This window comes from Curtobacterium poinsettiae, assembly GCF_025677645.1.
Lineage (GTDB): Bacteria > Actinomycetota > Actinomycetes > Actinomycetales > Microbacteriaceae > Curtobacterium > Curtobacterium poinsettiae_A.
Genome location: NZ_CP106879.1, coordinates 3048553 through 3066476 on the forward strand (window position 1 = coordinate 3048553; position 17924 = coordinate 3066476).

Consider the following 17924-nt stretch of genomic DNA (forward strand, 5'->3'; position numbering starts at 1 on the left):
GTGTTGAGACAGTACGAAGAAGGCCCTGGTTCTCCGGAACCGGGGCCTTCTGCTTTCCGCGGGTGCATCTCGGTCGTCGATGGGTCGCACGACCCAGTCAGCCGATTCCTGCCCCATCGCGAGCAGGCGCTCCCGCTACGCTCGCAAGCGCCATGCAGAACGACAATCCCCTCGCCGCCGTGCTCGCGGCGATCGCCGCCGAGTTCCCCGACATCGCGGACGACCCGGCGCTGGGGCAGAGCCTGACCGACAACGTCTCGTCGATGATCGCCGAGGCCCACGAGCGCTACACCGCGGGGACCGACGGCAGCGTCGTGAGCCACGCGTTCCTCGACCCCGAGCACCTCGCGACCGGCAGTCTGCACGCCGAGCACGCACAGCACCCTGCCGGTGCCATGCTCGCGGCGGAGATGCTGTTCGACGCCTACCTGCCGGTCTTCATCGACGAGGTCGGTGCGACGTCGACCGCCGAGGTCCTGCGGGCCACCAGGGCCCTGCACGCCGGCATCTGGAGCCGGTTCCCGGCCGGGGCGGTCGCGTACACGGAGGCACTGCGCCAACGCCTCACCACGGCGCACCTGGACTCCCGGACGCAGATCGCGCGGGATCTGCACGACCGCATCGCCCACGGCATCCTCGCCGGGTTGCAGCGCCTCGACCTCGTCCTGCTGACGGACCCGTCGGCGGACGAACGAGCCGACCAGCTCGACGACGCAGCGCGGTTGCTCCGGAGCGCGCTCGGCGACGTGCAGGACCTCGCAGTGAGCCTGCACGCCCGGGTCGGGGATGCACTGCTCGACGACGCGCTCCGACGGCACGTGCGCGACCTGTTCCCCGACGATGATCTCCTGTTCATCGAGTCGACCGGTGTCTCCGGTTCCCTGCCGAACTGGCAGGCCGAGGAAGCGCTGACGATCCTGCTCGAGGCGCTCACCAACCGCGGCAAGCACGCCCCCGGCTCGACGACGTCGGTGCGCTTCGTCTGGTCACCCGCGACGTTGCTCGTGACGGTCGCCGATGACGGGCCGGGCTTCGACGTGCAGGGCGACACCGACGGCCGCCTCGGGCAGCAGACCATGCGCGAACGTGCCGCGGTGATCGGCGCGCGACTCGACGTCGAGAGCGCACCCGGTTCCGGCACCACCGTCCGCCTGACGATCCCGAGGGGCACGCTGTGACCATCACGCACGTCGCCATCGTCGACGACCACCGGCTCTTCCGCGAAGGACTCGCCACGATCCTGGCCGCGGTCCCCACGATCCGCGTCGTGGCGCACGGTGCACGACCGTCGGAGGTGCTCGACTCCCCCGAAGCCCCCGCGATCGACGTCCTGCTGCTCGACGTCGAGCTGGACGGCCCGCCGGCACGGACGACGATCGCCACGGTCCGCCGCACCCGCCCGGACATCCGGGTGGTGGTGCTCACGATGCACCGGGACGCGGTCCTCCGCCGCACGCTGCTGGACGCCGGCGCGGTCGACTTCGTCACGAAGGACACGCCGAGCCGCGAACTGGTCGACCGGATCGCCCGCGCAGCCCACGCCGATGCGGCACCCGTCACGTTCCCCGTCGACCTGGTGACCGAGGCCCGAGCGGGCTCACCGTTGAGCGACCGCGAGCTCGAGGTCCTCCGGCTCCTCGCGGCCGCGCGCACCAACGCCGAGATCGCGGCGGACCTGCAGCTCGCGATCGGCACGGTCAAGCGGCACGTCTACAACGTGTTCCGCAAGCTCGACGTCGGCTCCCGCGTCGGGGCGGTCGCCGCAGCGACGCGCCTGGGCCTGCTCGCCTGAGGCCCACCCACTTCGTGAGCAGGAATGGTCGGGTGCCCGCGGGCGACCCGACCATTTCTGCTCACAAAGCGAACGAACGAAGGAACTAGACCGACGCCGCCGCCGCACCCGCGGGCACGAGCTTGCCGGCGGTGTGCAGCCCGGCCACGACGTCGAGCGCCTGGTGCCGGTACCGCGCCTGTGCAGCACCGGGCGACACGATCACGCCGTTCGCCCCGGTCGACGCCACGAGTGCGTTGATCTTCTCCGCGACCTGCTCGGCGTTCCCGTAGGCCTGACGCTCGGTGCGGGCGGCGATGAACCGGCGCTCGAGGTCGTTGAACTCGTACGCACGCGCCTCGTCCATCGAGACCGGTTCGGGCTTCCGGCCGGAGCGCATCCGGATGAAGGAGATCATGCCCGGGGCGCTCTGCTCGTCGATGACGGCGGGGTCCTCGTCGGTGACGACCTGCACGCCGATCAGCGCGTTCGGCGTCTGCCGGAAGCGCGACGGTCGGAACGAGTCGCGGTACAGAGCGAGCGCGGCCTCGGTGTTGTCCGACGCGAAGTGGTGGGCGAAGGCGAACGAGACACCGAGCGCGCCGGCGACCTGGGCGCTGTAGCCGGAGGAGCCGAGCAGCCAGAACTCGGGCACGTCGCCGTAGCCCGGCACTGCTCGGATGCCGGACAGCGGGTTCGACTCGTCCATGCCGGTGAAGAACCCGATCAGGTCGGACAGCCGCTCCGGGAAGTCGTCGACGTCGAGTCGGTCCGTGCGGCGCAGCGCCATCGCGGTCGCACCGTCGGTCCCCGGCGCACGACCGAGGCCGAGGTCGACGCGGTCACCGTACAGCGCACGGAGCGTGCCGAACTGCTCGGCGACGACGAGGGGGGCGTGGTTCGGCAGCATGACGCCACCCGATCCGATGCGGATGGTCGAGGTGGCCGCACCCACGGCGCTCAGCAGCACCGCCGGGGCCGAGGACGTGATGCCCGGCATCCCGTGGTGCTCGGCGACCCAGAACCGCTCGTACCCGAGCTGTTCGGCGTGCACGGCCATGTCGATGGACCCCTGCAGGGCCTCGGTGTTGGACTGGCCGTACTCGCGGGTGGCCAGGTCGAGGACGGACAGGTGCAGGGTGTCGTCGGTCATGTGGTCACCAACGCGCGCCGGCGCACGTGCATTCCTGTGCACAGACGGACGGGAGGCCCGTGGCGGCGCCGCCACGGGCCTCCAGTCCGTCTGGTGGGTGCGTACCGGACGCGCGCCGGCACGAGCGGTCAGGCGCCGTCGAGGCGGCCGCCGGACTCCGTCAGGTAGCAGTTGGCGCAGAGCGACTCGTAGGCGACGTCGACGCCGTCGATCGCGACCTGGGAACCGTCGAAGACGAACCGGCCGTCGACCGTGCGGGCGTTGAAGACCGCCTTGCGGCCGCAGCGGCAGATGGTCTTGAGTTCCTCGAGTGCGTGCGCGACCTCGAGCAGGCGGGCGCTGCCGGGGAACGCCTCGGTACGGAAGTCCGTGCGGATGCCGTACGTGATGACCGGGATCTCGTCGAGCACCGCGATGCGCAGCAGGTCGTCGACCTGACGCGGGGTGAGGAACTGCGCCTCGTCGACGAGCACGCAGCTGACGGGCCGCACCATGCCGTCCAGGCGGTCCGACTCGGGGTCCAGGGCACCGGCGGCGGTGACGGCCTGCCGTACGTCGGCGTCCGGCGAGAAGACGATGTCGACGGTCCGGGTCACGCCCAGGCGGGAGACGATCTCACGATCGCCCTTGGTGTCGACCGCGGGCTTGGCGAGCAGTACCCGGTGCCCGCGCTCCTCGTAGTTGTAGGCGGCCTGCAGGAGCCCCGTGCTCTTGCCGCTGTTCATCGCGCCGTAGCGGAAGTAGAGCTTCGCCACTACGCGAGGAACCCGTCCTCGGCAGCCCGACGGATGAGGTCGGACTTCTTCGAGGCGGGGCGGCCCACCTTGCTGTACTTCTCGCGCACGCGACGCAGGTAGGTCTTGGCGGTCTCGTACTGCACGTTCATCTGCGCGGCGACCTCGTTGGTGGAGTAACCGGAGACGTACAGGCGGAGGGCCTCTTCTTCGCCGGCGCTGAGCTTGGGTCGCTGGTGGGCCTGGGCGCCCGTCGGCAACGGTCGCCACTCGCGGGGCTGCGGGGTCTCGCGGGCGACGCCCATGATCTCGCGTGCGACGTCCATGACCTCGCGCATCGGGAGCGACTTCGACAGGAACGCGGCGGCACCTGCGGCGAGGGCGCGGTCGCGGGACTCACGGCTGTCGACGCTCGAGAGCACGATCACCTTCGCCCCGGCGGCGCGGCAGGTACGGACGCGGGCCTCGATGGAGACCGGTTCCTTGAGCTGGAAGTCCAGGAACACCAGGTCGGTCGGGAAGCTGTCGCTGTGGACCATCTCGAGCCAGGTGTGCGCGGTCAGGGCCAGGTCGAAGTCGAACGCGTTCACCGCGATCCAGCTCGACAGGCTGTCCAGCAGCACCTCGTGGTCGTCGAGGATGGCCAGCCGCACACGTCGTGCTCCCGGGTTCGGGAGGGACGGCGACCCCTCCGAGAGCCTGTTCGGGTCAGTGCTGGTCATAGGAGAACCTTAGTGCGAGGGCGGAGGGGCGGACCGCGACGTCGAGGTCGGGGAACGTCACGCGGAGGACGGCGAAGTAGGGGTCGAAGGTGCGGTGGATGCCGATGTCGGAGTCCGCCACAGCGAGCTCCAGCTCGACGGACACCCGAGCGGGTGCGGGCGACTGCGCGGGCCGGGCGGCCGGGGCTGCCCGGGCCGCCTGGGACGCCGCGGCCGCCACGGTGTCCGCTCGGCGCACCCTCGCGCGGAAGCCGGCCGGGTCGACGGTCGAGGCGCGGAGGGCCGCACGGACGAAGGTGCGGACGACCGCCCGCTGGTCGGTGTCGAGCGTCGCGATGAGGCCTTCGGGGTCGTCGACCACCGGCGCCTCGCCGCCGTCGACCCGGACGGCGTGCTCGAACCAGGTGCGGTCGGCGTCGGCGACCATGGACGCCCGGATGCCGTCGGCGATCGCGCGGGCTCGGGCACGGTCGGCATCGGTGATGACGTGCGCGTGCGGAGCTCGGCGAAGAACGGGGCGACGTTGCGGGACAGGATCGTCGCGCGGTCCTGCTGCACGCTCTGCGCGATGCCGTCCCGCTCGGCACGCGCGACGGAGTACGACCCGGCACGGATCTGCACCCGTTCGGCGAGCCCAGCGAAGGTCCAGGCGAACACCGCGGACGCAGCGGTCAGCACGAGCGTGGGGGCCGCGGCCAGGAACGCCGCGACGGCGACCGGCACCTCGTGTGGGAACTCCGCTGCACCAGCGCCCCAGGTCACGGCGTTCACCGCGGCCAGGACGACCCCGCCGATCGTCAGGTCGGTCCACGGACGGTAGGGCGCGACCATGACGATGCCGGTCGCGGTGATCAGGGACATGAAGTCGTTCAGGGCACTCCGGTCCGGCCCCCACTGCGCGGCGACGCTCGTGACCGACGCCAGGCCGAGCAATCCGACGTGCGCGACGAACGCCCAACGCGGGAACGGCGCACGGAACGGACTCGAGGCAGCGAGCACCACCACCGCCGAGGCCGCGACGAGCAGCACGGTGAGGGCGCTGAGCGTCGGGCTGCCCTCGACGTCGCGGTCGAAGACCGACACGAGCAGGGCCCAGACGACGCTGCCGGCCCCGAGGACGACGGCCAGGGGCCGCGACCCCATCGCGCCGAGCGGGTCGTACTGCTGTGCGGTCCGGCGGGAGCCCCATCCGGACCCGTGGCGCTGCCCCGCCGCCGTCATCGCTCGGCCTCCCTGCCGTCGCCGAGCGCCGGCACGGTGACCGCGCCGGTGACCGGTCCGTAGGGCACGGTCATCATGACGCTCGTGCCGGAGCCGGGCGACGACCAGATCTGGACGTCACCGCCGACCCGGCCGATGCGCTCACGCACCGAACCGCGGAGGCCCATCCGGTCGGCGCCGGTGGCGTCCTCGTCGAACCCGCGGCCGTCGTCGACGACCATGACGGTGCAGGACGCGCTGTCGTCGAAGACGCTCACCTCGGCGGCGTCGGTCCCCGCGTGCTTCCGCACGTTGGCCAGGCACTGCCCGACGGCCCGGACGACCGCCGACAGCGCGCGCTGGTCCAGGCGCTCGAGTGCGGAGGGGTCCCCGGAGACCGTGACGTCCAGCCCGAGCGTGCGGTGTTCGTCGACCATGGCGCCGAACGCCTCGGCCGCAGCCCCGGGACGCGGACGGGCGATCGGCGTGAGCCACCCCTTGCCGGTGAGCACCGCGACGTCGGCGTCGACCGTCTCGGCGAGGTGGGGGTCCATCGGGCCGTCCGGCGCGAGGGTGATGGCGCCCAGGTGGTTGAGCACGGTGTCGTGCAGGATCGCGGACGCCTCGGCCTCGACCCCGGCCCGGTAGGCGGACACGTGTTCTTCACGCGCAGATCGCAGGAGCTCGGGCTGCACCCGTTCGCTGCGCCCCGTGCTGCGGGTGGTGAAGAGCACGAGCGCGACCACGAAGCCAAGCGTGACCCACGCCAGGATGAGCGGACGGGGCGTCTCTTCGGCCTGCACGATGGCGATCCAGGTCGCGAGTCGTCCGGTCAGGAAGCCCACGAAGGACCACAGCACGACGCGGCTCGGCACGGCCCCGGCTCCCCCGACCAGGATGAGCGGGATCACGACGAGGGACATCAGGTACGAGGTCACCCACCCGGTCGGTACCTGCTGCTGCACCCCGACGGCGAACCACCAGGCGCAGACACCGCCGACGACCAGGAACGCGATCGCCGAGACCCGGCTGCCGAACTGCACGTGCACGCCGATCATGGCGAGCATCGGGACGACCGCCAACACGGTGCCGACGACCTGCACCCCGGGCTCGGACAGGCCGTAGAGCACGAGGGTGATGGCCGCGGCCAACAGGGACCCGACGGCGCCGGCGTGGAACGCGCGCACGGTCGACCACGCGTTCACTCGCGGTGCGAGGTGCGTGGGGATGCCGAGCACGAGGTGGATCCTTCCGGGTGGCGAGGGCGCCGTCCACGATCCAACCACCGGAGCAGCGGCCGTGTACCCCGAATCCGGGGCCGTGCGGCGACCCGCACGATGATAGCGGCCCGGACCGGGGGCTTGCTGTCCCCCGAACGCGGACCGGACACGACCCGGGCAGACGCCCCTCAGAACAGCGTCTGTGCCGCCGCCGGCCGGAGCAGCCGCTGGTCGAACCCGGGATCGGCACGCTTCAGCGGTGACACCGTCGGCACCGACTGCTCCTGCGGCAGCGCCTGTGGCCCGCCCGGGCCCAGCCCCTGCGGTACACCCGGCTGCGGCGTTCGCGGTTCGGAGAACCCCATCGACCCCGTCGCCGGGTCCACACGACCCAGCCCCACCCCGTGCGCCGCCAGGATCGGGCGGATGCGCTCCGACAGCCACCGCCGGTAGTCCTTCGGCGCGTAGGTGTTGTCGAGGTACATCGCGCGGTACCGCTGCACCAGGTCGGGTCGCTCACGGCCGAGCCACTCGAACCACCACGGCTTGACGCCGGGCCGCAGGTGCAGCGCCGAGTACATGATGCTCGTCGCACCTGCCGCGGTCGCCCGACCGATGGCGTCGTCGAGGTGCGCGCGGGTGTCGGTGATGTACGGCAGCACGGGCATCAGGAACACGGCGCAGTCGAGCCCCGCGTCGCGGATGGCCCGCACGGTCGCCAGCCTGGCCGACGTCGTCGGCGTGCCGGACTCGACCGACTGTTGCAGCGAGTCGTCGTACACGGCGATCGACATCGCGAGGTCGACCGGCACCACCTTCGCCGCCTCGGCCAGCAGCGGCAGGTCGCGGCGCAGCAGCGTGCCCTTCGTCAGGATGCTGAACGGGGTGCGCGACTCCGCCAGTGCCTCGATCACGCCGGGCATCAGCCGGTACCGCCCCTCGGCCCGCTGGTACGGGTCGGTGTTCGTGCCGAGCGCCACCGGGTGACGGTCCCACGAGGGCTTGCCGAGCTCACGACGCAGCACGTCGGCGACGTTCGTCTTCACCACGATCTGCTGGTCGAAGTCGGCGCCGCCGTCGAACTCCAGGTACGTGTGGGTCGGGCGGGCGAAGCAGTACACGCAGGCGTGGCTGCACCCGCGGTACGGGTTGATCGTCCAACCGTACGTCCCCGAGCCGTCCGCGCTCGGCACCCGGTTCAGGGCGCTCTTCGCCAGGACCTCGTGGAAGGTCACCCCGGCGAACTCGGGCGTCGTCACGCTCCGGACGAACCCGCTGTTCGATTCCATCCCGGGCAGCGCGTCGCTCTGCTCGGCATCGATCGCCTGTCCACTCCACCGCATGCCGTCATTCGAACACACGTTCGAACGGACCGCAAGCCGGGCGTCGCCTAGTGGTGGAGCCCGAGGACCTTCGCGGTGCGCTCGAGCGTGGCGTCCGCCAGCTCCGGGTCGTCGCCGAGGTCCTTCCCGTAGGTCGGCACCATCGCACGGACGTCGTCCTGCCAGCCGTCCCACCGGTCCGGGAAGCACCGGCGCAGCATCGTCAGCATGATCGGCACGGCCGTCGAGGCACCCGGGGACGCCCCGAGCAGGCCGGCGATCGAGCCGTCGGCGGCGGTGATGACCTCGGTGCCGAACTGCAGCACACCACCCTTGTCCTTGTCGGGCTTGATCACCTGGACGCGCTGCCCCGCGGTGATCCGGTGCCAGTGCTCGGGTTCGGCGCTCGGCATGAAGTCGCGGAGCGCCTCGAACTTGGTGCGCTTCGATGCGAGGAGCTGGCCGACCAGGTAGCGGACCAGGTCGAAGTTCGAGAACGCGACGCTCAGCATCGGGCGGAGGTTGTGCGGCCGGATCGAGCGGAACAGGTCGAGGACCGAACCCTGCTTCAGGAACTTCGGGCTGAACCCGGCGTACGGCCCGAACATCAGCGACGAACCACCGTCGACGATGCGGGTGTCGAGGTGCGGCACCGACATCGGCGGGGCACCGACGCTGGCTTTGCCGTAGACCTTGGCGGAGTGCTTCTGCACGACCTCGGGATCGTCGGTGCGCAGGAACTCGCCCGACACCGGGAAGCCGCCGTAGCCGCGGATCTCCGGGATGCCGGACTTCTGCAGCAGGTGCAGGGCCCCACCACCGGCGCCGACGAAGACGAACTTCGCGGCGATGCGCTGCGTCGACCGGCCGATCTCGTTGCGGACGTTCAGCACCCAGCCCTCGGACACCTTCGACCGGGTCAGGTTGGTGACCTGGTGCGAGGGCTCGAACTCGACACCGTCGATCTCGAGCTGGTCGAAGAGCTGGCGGGTGAGCGACCCGAAGTCGACGTCCGAGCCGGCCGCCGAGTAGGTCGCCGCGATCGGCTGGTCCTTCCTGCGACCCGGGATGAGCGCCGGCGCCCACCGCCGGATCTGCGCCGGGTCGTCCGAGAACTCGATGCCCGCGAAGAGCGGGTGGTCACGCATCGCCTCGTACCGGGCGCGCATGTAGGCGACGTTGGCCTCGCCCCACACGAAGGAGATGTGCGGGGTGGGGTTGATGAAGTTCGTGGGCTCCGGCAGCACGCCGGTCTCGACCAGGTGCGCCCAGAACTGCCGCGAGACCTGGAACTGCTCGTTGACCGTGACGGCCTTCGCGATGTCGACGCGGCCGTCCGGCAGTTCCGGCGTGTAGTTCAGCTCGCACAGTGCCGAGTGCCCGGTACCCGCGTTGTTCCACGGGTTCGAGGACTCCTGCGCCACCGTGCCGAGCCGCTCGTACACGCGGATCTTCCAGCTGGGCTCGAGCCGGTGGATGATGGCCCCGAGCGTGGCACTCATGATGCCTCCGCCGATCAGGACGACGTCGATGGGGTCCACATGCTGCTCTGCCACCCGTCGATCCTACCGGCGGCGTCCGACAGACGGACAGGAGGCCCGTGGCGGTGTCGCCACGGGCCTCCTGTCCGTCTGCTGGTCGCGCTCGGCGCGCTACGCGTCGACGGAACGGCGCGCGACGATCGTCTCCGCGATCTGCACCGCGTTGAGCGCGGCGCCCTTCCGCAGGTTGTCGTTGCTGACGAACAGGACGAGGCCGCGGCCCTCGGGCGCGGACTGGTCGGCGCGGATGCGGCCGACGAACGCCGGGTCCTGGCCGGCGGCCTGCAGCGGGGTCGGGACCTCGGAGAGCTCGACCCCGGGCGCGCTCGACAGGATCTCGGTGGCGCGCTCGGGCGACAGCGGACGCTCGAACTCGGCATGCACCGAGATGGAGTGCCCGGTGAACACGGGGACGCGCACGCAGGTGCCGGCGACGAGCAGGTCGGGGAGTTCGAGGATCTTCCGGCTCTCGTTCCGGAGCTTCTTCTCCTCGTCGGTCTCGCCCAGGCCGTCCTCGACGATGCTGCCGGCGAGCGGCACGACGTCGAAGGCGATCGGGCGGACGTACTTGACCGGCTCGGGGAACGTCACGGCGGATCCGTCGTGCGTCAGCGCGGCGGTGTCCTGCTCGAGCGCGGCCGTCGCCTGGCCCAGGAGTTCCTCGACCCCGGCGAGCCCGGAACCCGAGACCGCCTGGTAGGTCGTGGCGACGAGTCGGCGGAGCCCGGACTCGGTGTCGAGCACCTTGAGCACCGGCATGATCGCCATGGTCGTGCAGTTCGGGTTCGCGATGATCCCCTTCGGCGCCTGGTCGATGGCGTGCGGGTTCACCTCGCTCACGACGAGCGGGACGTCGGGGTCCATGCGCCAGGCGCTCGAGTTGTCGACGACGAGTGCCCCGGCGGCGGCGAACTTCGGCGCGAGGGCCCGCGAGGCGGTGGCCCCGGCGGAGAACAGCGCGATGTCGATGCCGGACGGGTCGGCGAGCTCGGAGTCCTCGACCACGATCTGCTCGCCCCGGAACGGCAGCGTCGTACCGGCGGAACGGGCGCTCGCGAAGAAGCGGACCCGGTCGGCCGGGAACGCGCGCTCTTCGAGCAGGCGACGCATCACGGCGCCGACCTGGCCGGTGGCGCCGACGACGGCGACGGTGAGGGTGCTCATGCGGTGCTCCTGGTGGTTCAGCGGATCGACGGGGCGGCGGGCGTCAGCGGCCGGTACCGGCGTAGACGACGGCCTCGGCGTCGGCGTCGAGGCCGAACGCACTGTGCACGACGCGCATCGCCTCGTTCAGGGTGTCGGCGCGGGTCACGACCGAGATGCGGATCTCGGACGTGGAGATCATCTCGATGTTGATCGATGCGTCGTGCAGGGCGCGGAACAGCTGCGCCGAGACGCCGGCGTTCGTGCGCATGCCGGCACCGACCAGGGCGAGCTTGCCGATCTGGTCGTCGTACTGGATGCTCTCGTAACCGATGTCGGCCTTCGCGACCTCGAGCGCCGTCAGCACGGTCTGACCCTGGTCCTTCGGCAGGGTGAAGGAGATGTCCGTCCGCCCGGTCGAGGCTGCCGACACGTTCTGGACGATCATGTCGATGTTCGCCCCGGCGCGCGCGACGTTCGTGAAGATCTCGGCGGCCTTGCCCGGCTGGTCCGGGACCCCCACGACGGTGATCTTGCCCTCGGAGAGGTCTCCGGCGATCCCGGTGATGATCGGTTCTTCCACGGTTTCCCCCTCGGCAGGGTTGTAGACGATGGTGCCCTCGTTGTTGTTGAACGAGGACCGGACGTGCAGGGTGACGCCGTGCCGCCGGGCGTACTCGACGGCGCGGATGTACAGGACCTTGGCACCCGAGGCTGCGAGCTCGAGCATCTCCTCGCTGGTGACGCGGTCGACCTTGCGTGCCTTCGGCACGACACGGGGGTCGGCGGTGAAGATGCCGTCGACGTCGGTGTAGATCTCGCAGACGTCGGCGTCGAGTGCAGCGGCGAGGGCGACGGCCGTGGTGTCCGAGCCGCCTCGACCGAGCGTGGTGATCTCGCCCGTGGTGCGGTTGAAGCCCTGGAACCCGGCGACGATCGCGACGTGACCGGAGTCGAGCGCCTCACGCACGCGCTTCGGGGTGACGTCGACGATGCGCGCCTTGCCGTGCTGCGCGTCGGTGAGCATGCCGGCCTGGCTGCCGGTGTAGGACGACGCTTCGACCCCGAGGCTCTTGATCGCCATCGCGAGCAGCGCCATCGAGATGCGCTCCCCCGCGGTCAGGAGCATGTCGAGCTCACGGCCGGCGGGGATCGGCGTGACGGAGTGCGCGAGGTCGACGAGTTCGTCGGTGGTGTCGCCCATCGCCGACACCGCCACGACCACGTCGTTGCCGGCCTTCTTCGTCTCGACGATCCGCTTCGCCACGCGCTTGATGCTCTCGGCGTCCGCGACGGATGAACCACCGAACTTCTGCACGATCAAGGCCACTGGACGGTACTCCCGGAGACGGCGACACCGCGAGGTCACGCGGTCTCACAATGGTAGTCGGTGTTTCGGGGATGTTGCGTGCGAGCGGGCCCGCACGCAAGGATCCTGCGTGGCGGTCAGCCGCCGACGACGCGGCGCCCCTCGAAGGCACGACCGAGCGTGACCTCGTCGGCGTACTCCAGGTCGCCGCCGACCGGCAGCCCCGACGCGAGCCGGGTGGTGCGGATCCCCATCGGGACGAGCAGCCTGCTCAAGTAGGTCGCCGTCGCCTCGCCCTCGAGGTTCGGGTCGGTCGCGATGATGACCTCGGCCACGGTGCCGTCGGCCAGACGCGTCATGAGCTGCTGGATGCGCAGGTCGTCCGGTCCGATGCCGTCGATCGGGCTGATCGCCCCGCCGAGCACGTGGTACAGCCCGCGGAACTCGCGGGTGCGCTCGATCGCCGCGACGTCCTTCGCCTCTTCCACCACGCAGATCGTGGCCGGCGAGCGGCGCGGGTCGCGGCAGATGCTGCACTGGACGTTCTCGGTGACGTTGCCGCAGATCTCGCAGAAGCGGACGCGCTCCTTGACGTCGGCGAGCAGCTCGGACAGCCGGCTCGGGTCGAACGACTCGGTCTGCAGGATGTGGAAGGCGATGCGCTGCGCCGACTTCGGGCCGATGCCGGGCAGGCGACCGAACTCGTCGATGAGGTCCTGGACGATCCCGTCGTACATCAGGCACCGTCCTGGTGGAGCGCGGTCTCCTCGATGAACTGGGCGTTGAGGATCTCACGCACGACGGCCTCCCCGTACCGGCCGGCGACCGGGGCGCGTCGCGCGGGCGGCGCGGTGCGCGCGGGAGCGGCGGCCGGCTGTGCCGCGCGCTGCGGGGCGGCCTGCTGCGTCTGGCCCGCCGACGCCGCGGCTGCGGGCGCTGCGGATGCTGCGGGCGCTGGGCCTCGTCCGATCCCCGGGTCGGGGAACGGGGCGCCGTCGTCGTACGGTTCGTCGTCGAGCGGGTAGTCGTCGACCGGCACACCCGGGACGACGGGTCCGCCGGGAGGCGCGGCTGCCGCTCCGGGAGCCGCCTGCGGACCCGGGGTGGTCGGCTGGTCGGGCTGCCCGGCCGTGACACCGGCCGGTCGCGCGGGCGCGGCCGACGGTGCCGGCTCGGTCGGCTGGGGCGCGCTCGTCTCGGCCGGGGCGACCGGCGCGGACGCCGGCACGGTGCCGAAGGGTGCTGCCCAGCTGGGCTCGACGGACTCCGGGACGGCGTCGGCGGTGGGGTCGCTGGCGGGGATGGTCGCGACCGCCCAGTCCGTCACCGGCGCACCGGAGGGAGCGGGGGTCGACTCAGTCGGTGCCTGGCTGCGCTGCGGCGCGGACGCGGTCGGCGTTGCCTTCGGCGCCGGCGCGGACTTCGGTGCCGGCGCCGCCGTCGGCGCGGGAGCTGTCGTCGACTCGGGCGTTGCCGACGCGGCCTGCGACTCCGTGGCAGGGGCGGCCGTCGGCGTGGGAGCGGCAGCGGCCCTGCGTGGCGGGGGCCGGACGCTGGGCCGGTGCGGCCTGCTGTGCCGGAGCCTGCTGCTGGGGACGCTGCTGCTGTCCGGGACCGCGGGCGACGAACTTCACCCGGAGCCCGAGGACGTCCACGATGGCAGCGCGCAGCAGTTCGCTGACGCTGGCCGACGGGTCGGACATCTCCTTGAACGAGGCGACGTCCTGCTGGCTCGGGAACGTCAGCGTCAGCACGTCGTCACGCAGCGCGGTGACCTGCGCCGTGACGACCACCGACCACGCCGAACGCTTGGCGTGCTGCACGTGCTCGACGATCTGCGGCCAGGAGTCGCGCATCTGCTGGAAGCCGACCGCACCGACGGTCCGGACGGCGGGCTCGTCACCGATCGTCGTGCCCTGGCCGGTGGACGACGGGCTGACCGGCTCGGCCGCGGGCTTCGCGGGCTCCGGCTTGGACGGCTCTGACTTCGCGGGCTCTGACTTCGCGGGCTCTGACTTCGCGGGCTCTGACTTCGCGGGCTCGGTCGAGGTCGGCGCAGGCGCCCCGGGAGTACTCGGAGCGACCGCTGCCCACGACGCTGCGGCGTCGCGAGCCACGGCGCCGGAGTCGGCCTGCGGCGCGGCGGGCTGCTCGACGGGACGCTGGGCCGTCGTACGAGCCGCTGCAGGAGCGGGCGTCGGGGCGAGGGAGGGAGCAGGCGCTGCGGGTGCCGCGGCTGCCGGCTGCTCACGACGCGGTGCAGCGGCGACGGCGGGAGCGGGAGCGGACTGCTCGCCGACGCCGGCGTCGTGCCCACCGGCGTCGCCCACCCCGACACGACGTTCCAGCCGCTCCACGCGGGCGAGGGCTCCGCGCTGGGTGTCGTCGGCCTCGGGCACGAGCATCCGGGCCGTCATGAGTTCGAGGTGCAACCGGGGCGAGGTCGCGCCGGTCATCTCGGTGAGGGCCCGGTTCGCGATGTCGGCTGAGCGGGAGAGCCCGGTCGCACCGAAGACCCCGGCCTGGCGGCTCATGGTGTCGAGTTCTTCCGGTGAGACCCCGCGCAGGACGGCGGCGGCGCTCTCGTTCGTCGCCGCGACGACGATCAGGTCGCGCAGGCGCTCGAGCAGGTCCTCGACGAAGCGCCGGGGGTCCTGTCCGGTCTGGACGACCCGGTCGATCGCAGCGAACGCGGACGCCGGGTCGGCGACGGCCAGGGCGTCGACGACGTCGTCGAGCAGGGCGGCGTCGGTGTAGCCGAGCAGGGCCACGGCACGCTCGTAGGCGATCGCACCGTCTTCACTGCCGGCCATGAGCTGGTCGAGCAGCGACAGGGTGTCGCGGACGGACCCACCGCCGGCGCGCACCACCAGGGGCAGGACGCCGGGGGCCACCGACACGGACTCCTGCGTGCAGAGCTGCTCGACGTACTCGAGCATCGCCGCGGGCGGGACGAGCCGGAACGGGTAGTGGTGGGTGCGCGACCGGATGGTGCCGATGACCTTCTCGGGCTCGGTCGTCGCGAAGATGAACTTGACGTGCTCCGGCGGTTCCTCGACCAGCTTGAGCAGCGCGTTGAAGCCCTGCGGCGTCACCATGTGCGCTTCGTCGAGGATGAAGATCTTGTAGCGGTCGCGAGCCGGCGCGAACACGGCCCGGTCGCGCAGGTCACGCGCGTCGTCGACACCGTTGTGGCTCGCGGCGTCGATCTCGATGACGTCGAGTGAACCGCTGCCGTCGCGGGCGAGTTCCACGCAGCTCGGGCAGACGCCGCACGGGGTGTCGGTCGGGCCCTCGGCGCAGTTCAGGCAGCGCGCGAGGATGCGGGCCGAGGTCGTCTTGCCGCAGCCACGGGGCCCGCTGAACAGGTAGGCATGGTTGACGCGGTTCGTGCGGAGCGCCGTGCGGAGCGGGTCGGTGACCTGCGACTGCCCGATCAGCTCGGCGAAGTTCTCGGGCCGGTAACGGCGATACAGGGCGGTGACCACGCGACAAGGGTAGCCGTCACGACCGACAAGCCGCGTGCCCCTCCACAGCTCCGGTCAGCGCACGTGCGCAGCCCCGGTTCCCCCTCCCCGGAAACGAAGAAGACTCCTCACGCACCCGCCAGAGCCTGGTTACCCTTGCTGCGTTTCCGCCCTGGGGGAGTTGGCCTGGATGGCGTCACGTGAGGAGCCGCCGAGAAGTCTACCGGACGCGACGGGCAGACTCGAACACATGAAGATCGCCATCGCCGGAGGACACGGCCAGATCGCCCTGCTCCTCGCCCGCCAGATCACCGACGCCGGCCACGACGCCGTCGCGATCGTCCGCAACCCCGCGCACGTGGCCGACGTCGAGCAACAGGGGGCGCGTGCGATCGTCGCCGACCTGGAGCAGCTCGGCGACGACGACCTGGCGCTCCGCCTGCGCGGTGTCGATGCCGTGGTGTTCGCCGCCGGTGCCGGGCCGAACAGCGGCGCCGAGCGGAAGCTCACCGTCGACCGTGACGGTGCCATCCTGCTCGCCGACGCCGCCGAGCGTGCCGGCATCGAGCGCTACGTGATGATCTCCGCGATGGCGGCCGACACCTACGACCCCGAGCTCGCCGTCGTGCCCGCGCAGGACGACGCCGCGGTGTTCCAGGTCTACCTGCGGGCGAAGGCCGAGGCGGACGCGAACCTGCGGGCCCGACGCCTCCGCTGGACGATCGTGCGTCCCGGCGGCCTGCTCGACACGCCGCCGCAGGGCACCGTCGACGTCGGTCGGACGGTACCGCGCGGCTCGATCCCCCGCGCGGACGTCGCGACCGTGGTCCTGCACGCCCTGCTCGACGACGCGGCTGTCGGCGTGCAGTTCGAGGTCACCAGCGGCGACACCCCGATCCCGGCGGCGCTGGACGCACTCACCTGAGCGGTCGGTGGAGCCCGCACCGTGCGAGTCCCTCGCCGAAGGTGCTGGGCCGCGCACCGTGCCACCCGCTCACCCGGTGCGGACTTCCGCGCCCCGTGCCGCGCTGCAAGCGCGCACCCAGCCGCCAGCCCCGCACCGACCCACGAACACCGCACCGTGCGCCGCTCCGCCGTGCCGCCGCGCCGCAAGGCGGCTCGGCGTCACGCGTCAGAGCGCGACCGCAGCCGACTGCCGGGCGATCTCGAGCTCCTCGTTCGTCGGGATCACGAGCACCGCGACCCGTGAGCCGTCGGTCGAGATGCGGCGGGCGTCGCGCGACGCCAGCTCGTTGCGGTCCGGGTCGATCTCGATGCCCAGGTGCTCGAGCCCCGCGAGCACGCGCCGTCGCAGCAGCGCGTTGTTCTCGCCGACGCCCGCGGTGAACACGACCGCGTCGAGCCCGCCGAGCTGCGCCGTGTAGGCGCCCACGTAGCGACGGATGCGGTGGCGGTACACGGCGAGCGCCGCCTCCGCCTGCTCGTCGCCCTTGGTGGCCGCGTCCTGCACGTCTCGCATGTCACCGTTGCCGGTCAGGCCGAGCAGACCGGACTGCTTGTTGAGCATCGTGTCGAGCTCGTCGAAGGTCATCCCGGCCTCGCGGTGCAGGTGGATGAGCACCGCGGGATCGAGGTCGCCGGAGCGGGTCCCCATGACGAGCCCCTCGAGCGGCGTGAGCCCCATCGAGGTCTCGATGGACCTCCCGCCGTCGATGGCCGCGACCGAGGCGCCGTTGCCCAGGTGCAGCACGATCGTCTTGAGTTCGGCGAGCGGCCGGTCGAGGAACTCCGCGGCCTGCTCGGAGACGTACTTGTGGCTGGTGCCGTGCATGCCGTAGCGGCGGATCCCGTACTCGGCGGCCAGGTCGGCGGGGATCGCGTACGTGTACGCGTGCGGCGGCATCGTCTGGTGGAACGCGGTGTCGAACACGGCGACGTGCGGGACGTCCGAGAAGACCTGCTTCGCGGCCCGGATCCCCTCGAGGTTCGCGGGGTTGTGCAGCGGCGCGAGGCTGTTGAGGTCCTCGATCTGCTGCTCGACCTCGTCCGTGACGACGGTCGCGCGGTCGAAGGTGGTCCCCCCGTGCACGACACGGTGGCCGACGACGGCGGGCGGGTGCTCGTCGAACGACGGGCCGACCTTCGCGAACGCGTCGATCATCGCCTGGAACCCGGCGGCGTGGTCGGGCACCGACGCCGAGTCGTTCGACGACGACTCCCCCGTCAGCGCGTTGGTGTGCTTCCAGGCCCCGGCGGACTCGCCGATGCGCTCGACGAGCCCTGAGGCGAGCGTGCGCTCGTCCTCGAGTTCGATGAGCTGGTACTTGAACGAACTCGAGCCGGAGTTGACGACGAGGGCTGCGGTCACGGGGTGGTCACTT

At 71.6% G+C, this 17924-nt stretch carries 16 protein-coding genes and 1 other RNA gene; 3 read left to right on the top strand and 14 right to left on the bottom strand.

All coding sequences use genetic code 11. From position 1 onward, the window contains the following. The first annotated feature begins 152 nt into the window (after positions 1 to 152). Both OE229_RS14485 and OE229_RS14490 read left to right on the top strand, forming a co-directional pair. Positions 153 to 1178, top strand: coding sequence for a sensor histidine kinase (locus tag OE229_RS14485; protein ID WP_262138622.1), 1026 nt, complete (start codon positions 153 to 155; stop codon positions 1176 to 1178). Continuing rightward, entirely contained in the window at positions 1175 to 1792 is a 618-nt protein-coding gene (locus OE229_RS14490) for a response regulator transcription factor (protein WP_182066644.1), read from the top strand. The genes OE229_RS14485 and OE229_RS14490 overlap by 4 nt, the downstream gene beginning before the upstream one ends. Positions 1793 to 1877: 85 nt before the next feature. Here the strand turns inward: OE229_RS14490 and OE229_RS14495 are convergent, their stop codons facing one another. The 13 genes from OE229_RS14495 to ffs all read right to left on the bottom strand — a co-directional run bounded on the left by OE229_RS14495 (position 1878) and on the right by ffs (position 15795). Further along, positions 1878 to 2924, bottom strand: coding sequence for an LLM class flavin-dependent oxidoreductase (locus OE229_RS14495; protein ID WP_262138623.1), 1047 nt, complete (start codon positions 2922 to 2924; stop codon positions 1878 to 1880). A gap of 128 nt (positions 2925 to 3052) precedes the next feature. Further along, positions 3053 to 3679, bottom strand: coding sequence for a thymidine kinase (locus OE229_RS14500; RefSeq protein WP_182066646.1), 627 nt, complete (start codon positions 3677 to 3679; stop codon positions 3053 to 3055). Beyond that, a complete protein-coding gene (locus tag OE229_RS14505; protein ID WP_247737937.1) occupies positions 3679 to 4380 on the bottom strand; it encodes a response regulator transcription factor in 702 nt (233 codons plus the stop codon). Before OE229_RS14505 ends, OE229_RS14500 begins: the two co-directional genes overlap by 1 nt. Next, positions 4367 to 4807: a hypothetical protein gene (locus OE229_RS14510; protein WP_263344640.1), complete on the bottom strand. Its 441-nt coding sequence runs from the start codon at positions 4805 to 4807 to the stop codon at positions 4367 to 4369. The genes OE229_RS14505 and OE229_RS14510 overlap by 14 nt, the downstream gene beginning before the upstream one ends. A 790-nt stretch (positions 4808 to 5597) precedes the next feature. Next, positions 5598 to 6818 (bottom strand): sensor histidine kinase, encoded by a 1221-nt coding sequence (locus OE229_RS14515; RefSeq protein ID WP_262138626.1) that lies wholly within the window; start codon positions 6816 to 6818, stop codon positions 5598 to 5600. Between the two features lie 170 nt (positions 6819 to 6988). Further along, entirely contained in the window at positions 6989 to 8143 is a 1155-nt protein-coding gene (locus OE229_RS14520; protein ID WP_262138628.1) for an Rv2578c family radical SAM protein, read from the bottom strand. 47 nt (positions 8144 to 8190) lie between these two features. Next, positions 8191 to 9678 (bottom strand): malate:quinone oxidoreductase, encoded by a 1488-nt coding sequence (locus OE229_RS14525; protein WP_262138630.1) that lies wholly within the window; start codon positions 9676 to 9678, stop codon positions 8191 to 8193. Between the two features lie 96 nt (positions 9679 to 9774). Then, complete coding sequence (locus OE229_RS14530) at positions 9775 to 10827, bottom strand: aspartate-semialdehyde dehydrogenase (RefSeq protein ID WP_182067004.1); 1053 nt, start codon at positions 10825 to 10827, stop codon at positions 9775 to 9777. 43 nt (positions 10828 to 10870) lie between these two features. Next, on the bottom strand, positions 10871 to 12136 hold the full coding sequence (locus OE229_RS14535; protein WP_017888681.1) for an aspartate kinase: 1266 nt from the start codon (positions 12134 to 12136) through the stop codon (positions 10871 to 10873). A 116-nt stretch (positions 12137 to 12252) separates the two neighbouring features. Beyond that, a complete protein-coding gene (recR, locus tag OE229_RS14540; protein WP_017888680.1) occupies positions 12253 to 12852 on the bottom strand; it encodes a recombination mediator RecR in 600 nt (199 codons plus the stop codon). Continuing rightward, complete coding sequence (locus tag OE229_RS14545) at positions 12852 to 13442, bottom strand: hypothetical protein (RefSeq protein ID WP_263344642.1); 591 nt, start codon at positions 13440 to 13442, stop codon at positions 12852 to 12854. The genes recR and OE229_RS14545 overlap by 1 nt, the downstream gene beginning before the upstream one ends. A gap of 28 nt (positions 13443 to 13470) precedes the next feature. Beyond that, positions 13471 to 15603 carry a DNA polymerase III subunit gamma and tau gene (locus OE229_RS14550; RefSeq protein WP_263344644.1) on the bottom strand — a complete coding sequence of 711 codons (2133 nt, stop codon included), beginning with the start codon at positions 15601 to 15603 and terminating at the stop codon, positions 13471 to 13473. A gap of 95 nt (positions 15604 to 15698) precedes the next feature. Continuing rightward, positions 15699 to 15795: signal recognition particle sRNA small type (ffs, locus tag OE229_RS14555), an RNA gene on the bottom strand. A gap of 37 nt (positions 15796 to 15832) precedes the next feature. Between ffs and OE229_RS14560 the strand changes: the two genes are divergently transcribed. After that, a complete protein-coding gene (locus tag OE229_RS14560) occupies positions 15833 to 16507 on the top strand; it encodes an SDR family oxidoreductase (RefSeq protein ID WP_182067000.1) in 675 nt (224 codons plus the stop codon). 207 nt (positions 16508 to 16714) lie between these two features. Here the strand turns inward: OE229_RS14560 and OE229_RS14565 are convergent, their stop codons facing one another. After that, positions 16715 to 17911 carry an acetate/propionate family kinase gene (locus OE229_RS14565; protein ID WP_259579519.1) on the bottom strand — a complete coding sequence of 399 codons (1197 nt, stop codon included), beginning with the start codon at positions 17909 to 17911 and terminating at the stop codon, positions 16715 to 16717. Positions 17912 to 17924 lie beyond the last annotated feature (13 nt).

What these genes read in the sequence shown, in the direction of transcription:
- OE229_RS14485 (WP_262138622.1), top strand. Translation starts at nt 153, where the DNA reads ATGCAGAACGACAATCCCCTCGCCGCCGTGCTCGCGGCGATCGCCGCC.
- OE229_RS14495 (WP_262138623.1), bottom strand. Translation starts at nt 2,924, where the DNA reads ATGACCGACGACACCCTGCACCTGTCCGTCCTCGACCTGGCCACCCGC.
- OE229_RS14505 (WP_247737937.1), bottom strand. Translation starts at nt 4,380, where the DNA reads ATGACCAGCACTGACCCGAACAGGCTCTCGGAGGGGTCGCCGTCCCTC.
- OE229_RS14510 (WP_263344640.1), bottom strand. Translation starts at nt 4,807, where the DNA reads ATGGTCGCCGACGCCGACCGCACCTGGTTCGAGCACGCCGTCCGGGTC.
- OE229_RS14520 (WP_262138628.1), bottom strand. Translation starts at nt 8,143, where the DNA reads ATGCGGTGGAGTGGACAGGCGATCGATGCCGAGCAGAGCGACGCGCTG.
- OE229_RS14530 (WP_182067004.1), bottom strand. Translation starts at nt 10,827, where the DNA reads ATGAGCACCCTCACCGTCGCCGTCGTCGGCGCCACCGGCCAGGTCGGC.
- recR (WP_017888680.1), bottom strand. Translation starts at nt 12,852, where the DNA reads ATGTACGACGGGATCGTCCAGGACCTCATCGACGAGTTCGGTCGCCTG.
- OE229_RS14560 (WP_182067000.1), top strand. Translation starts at nt 15,833, where the DNA reads ATGAAGATCGCCATCGCCGGAGGACACGGCCAGATCGCCCTGCTCCTC.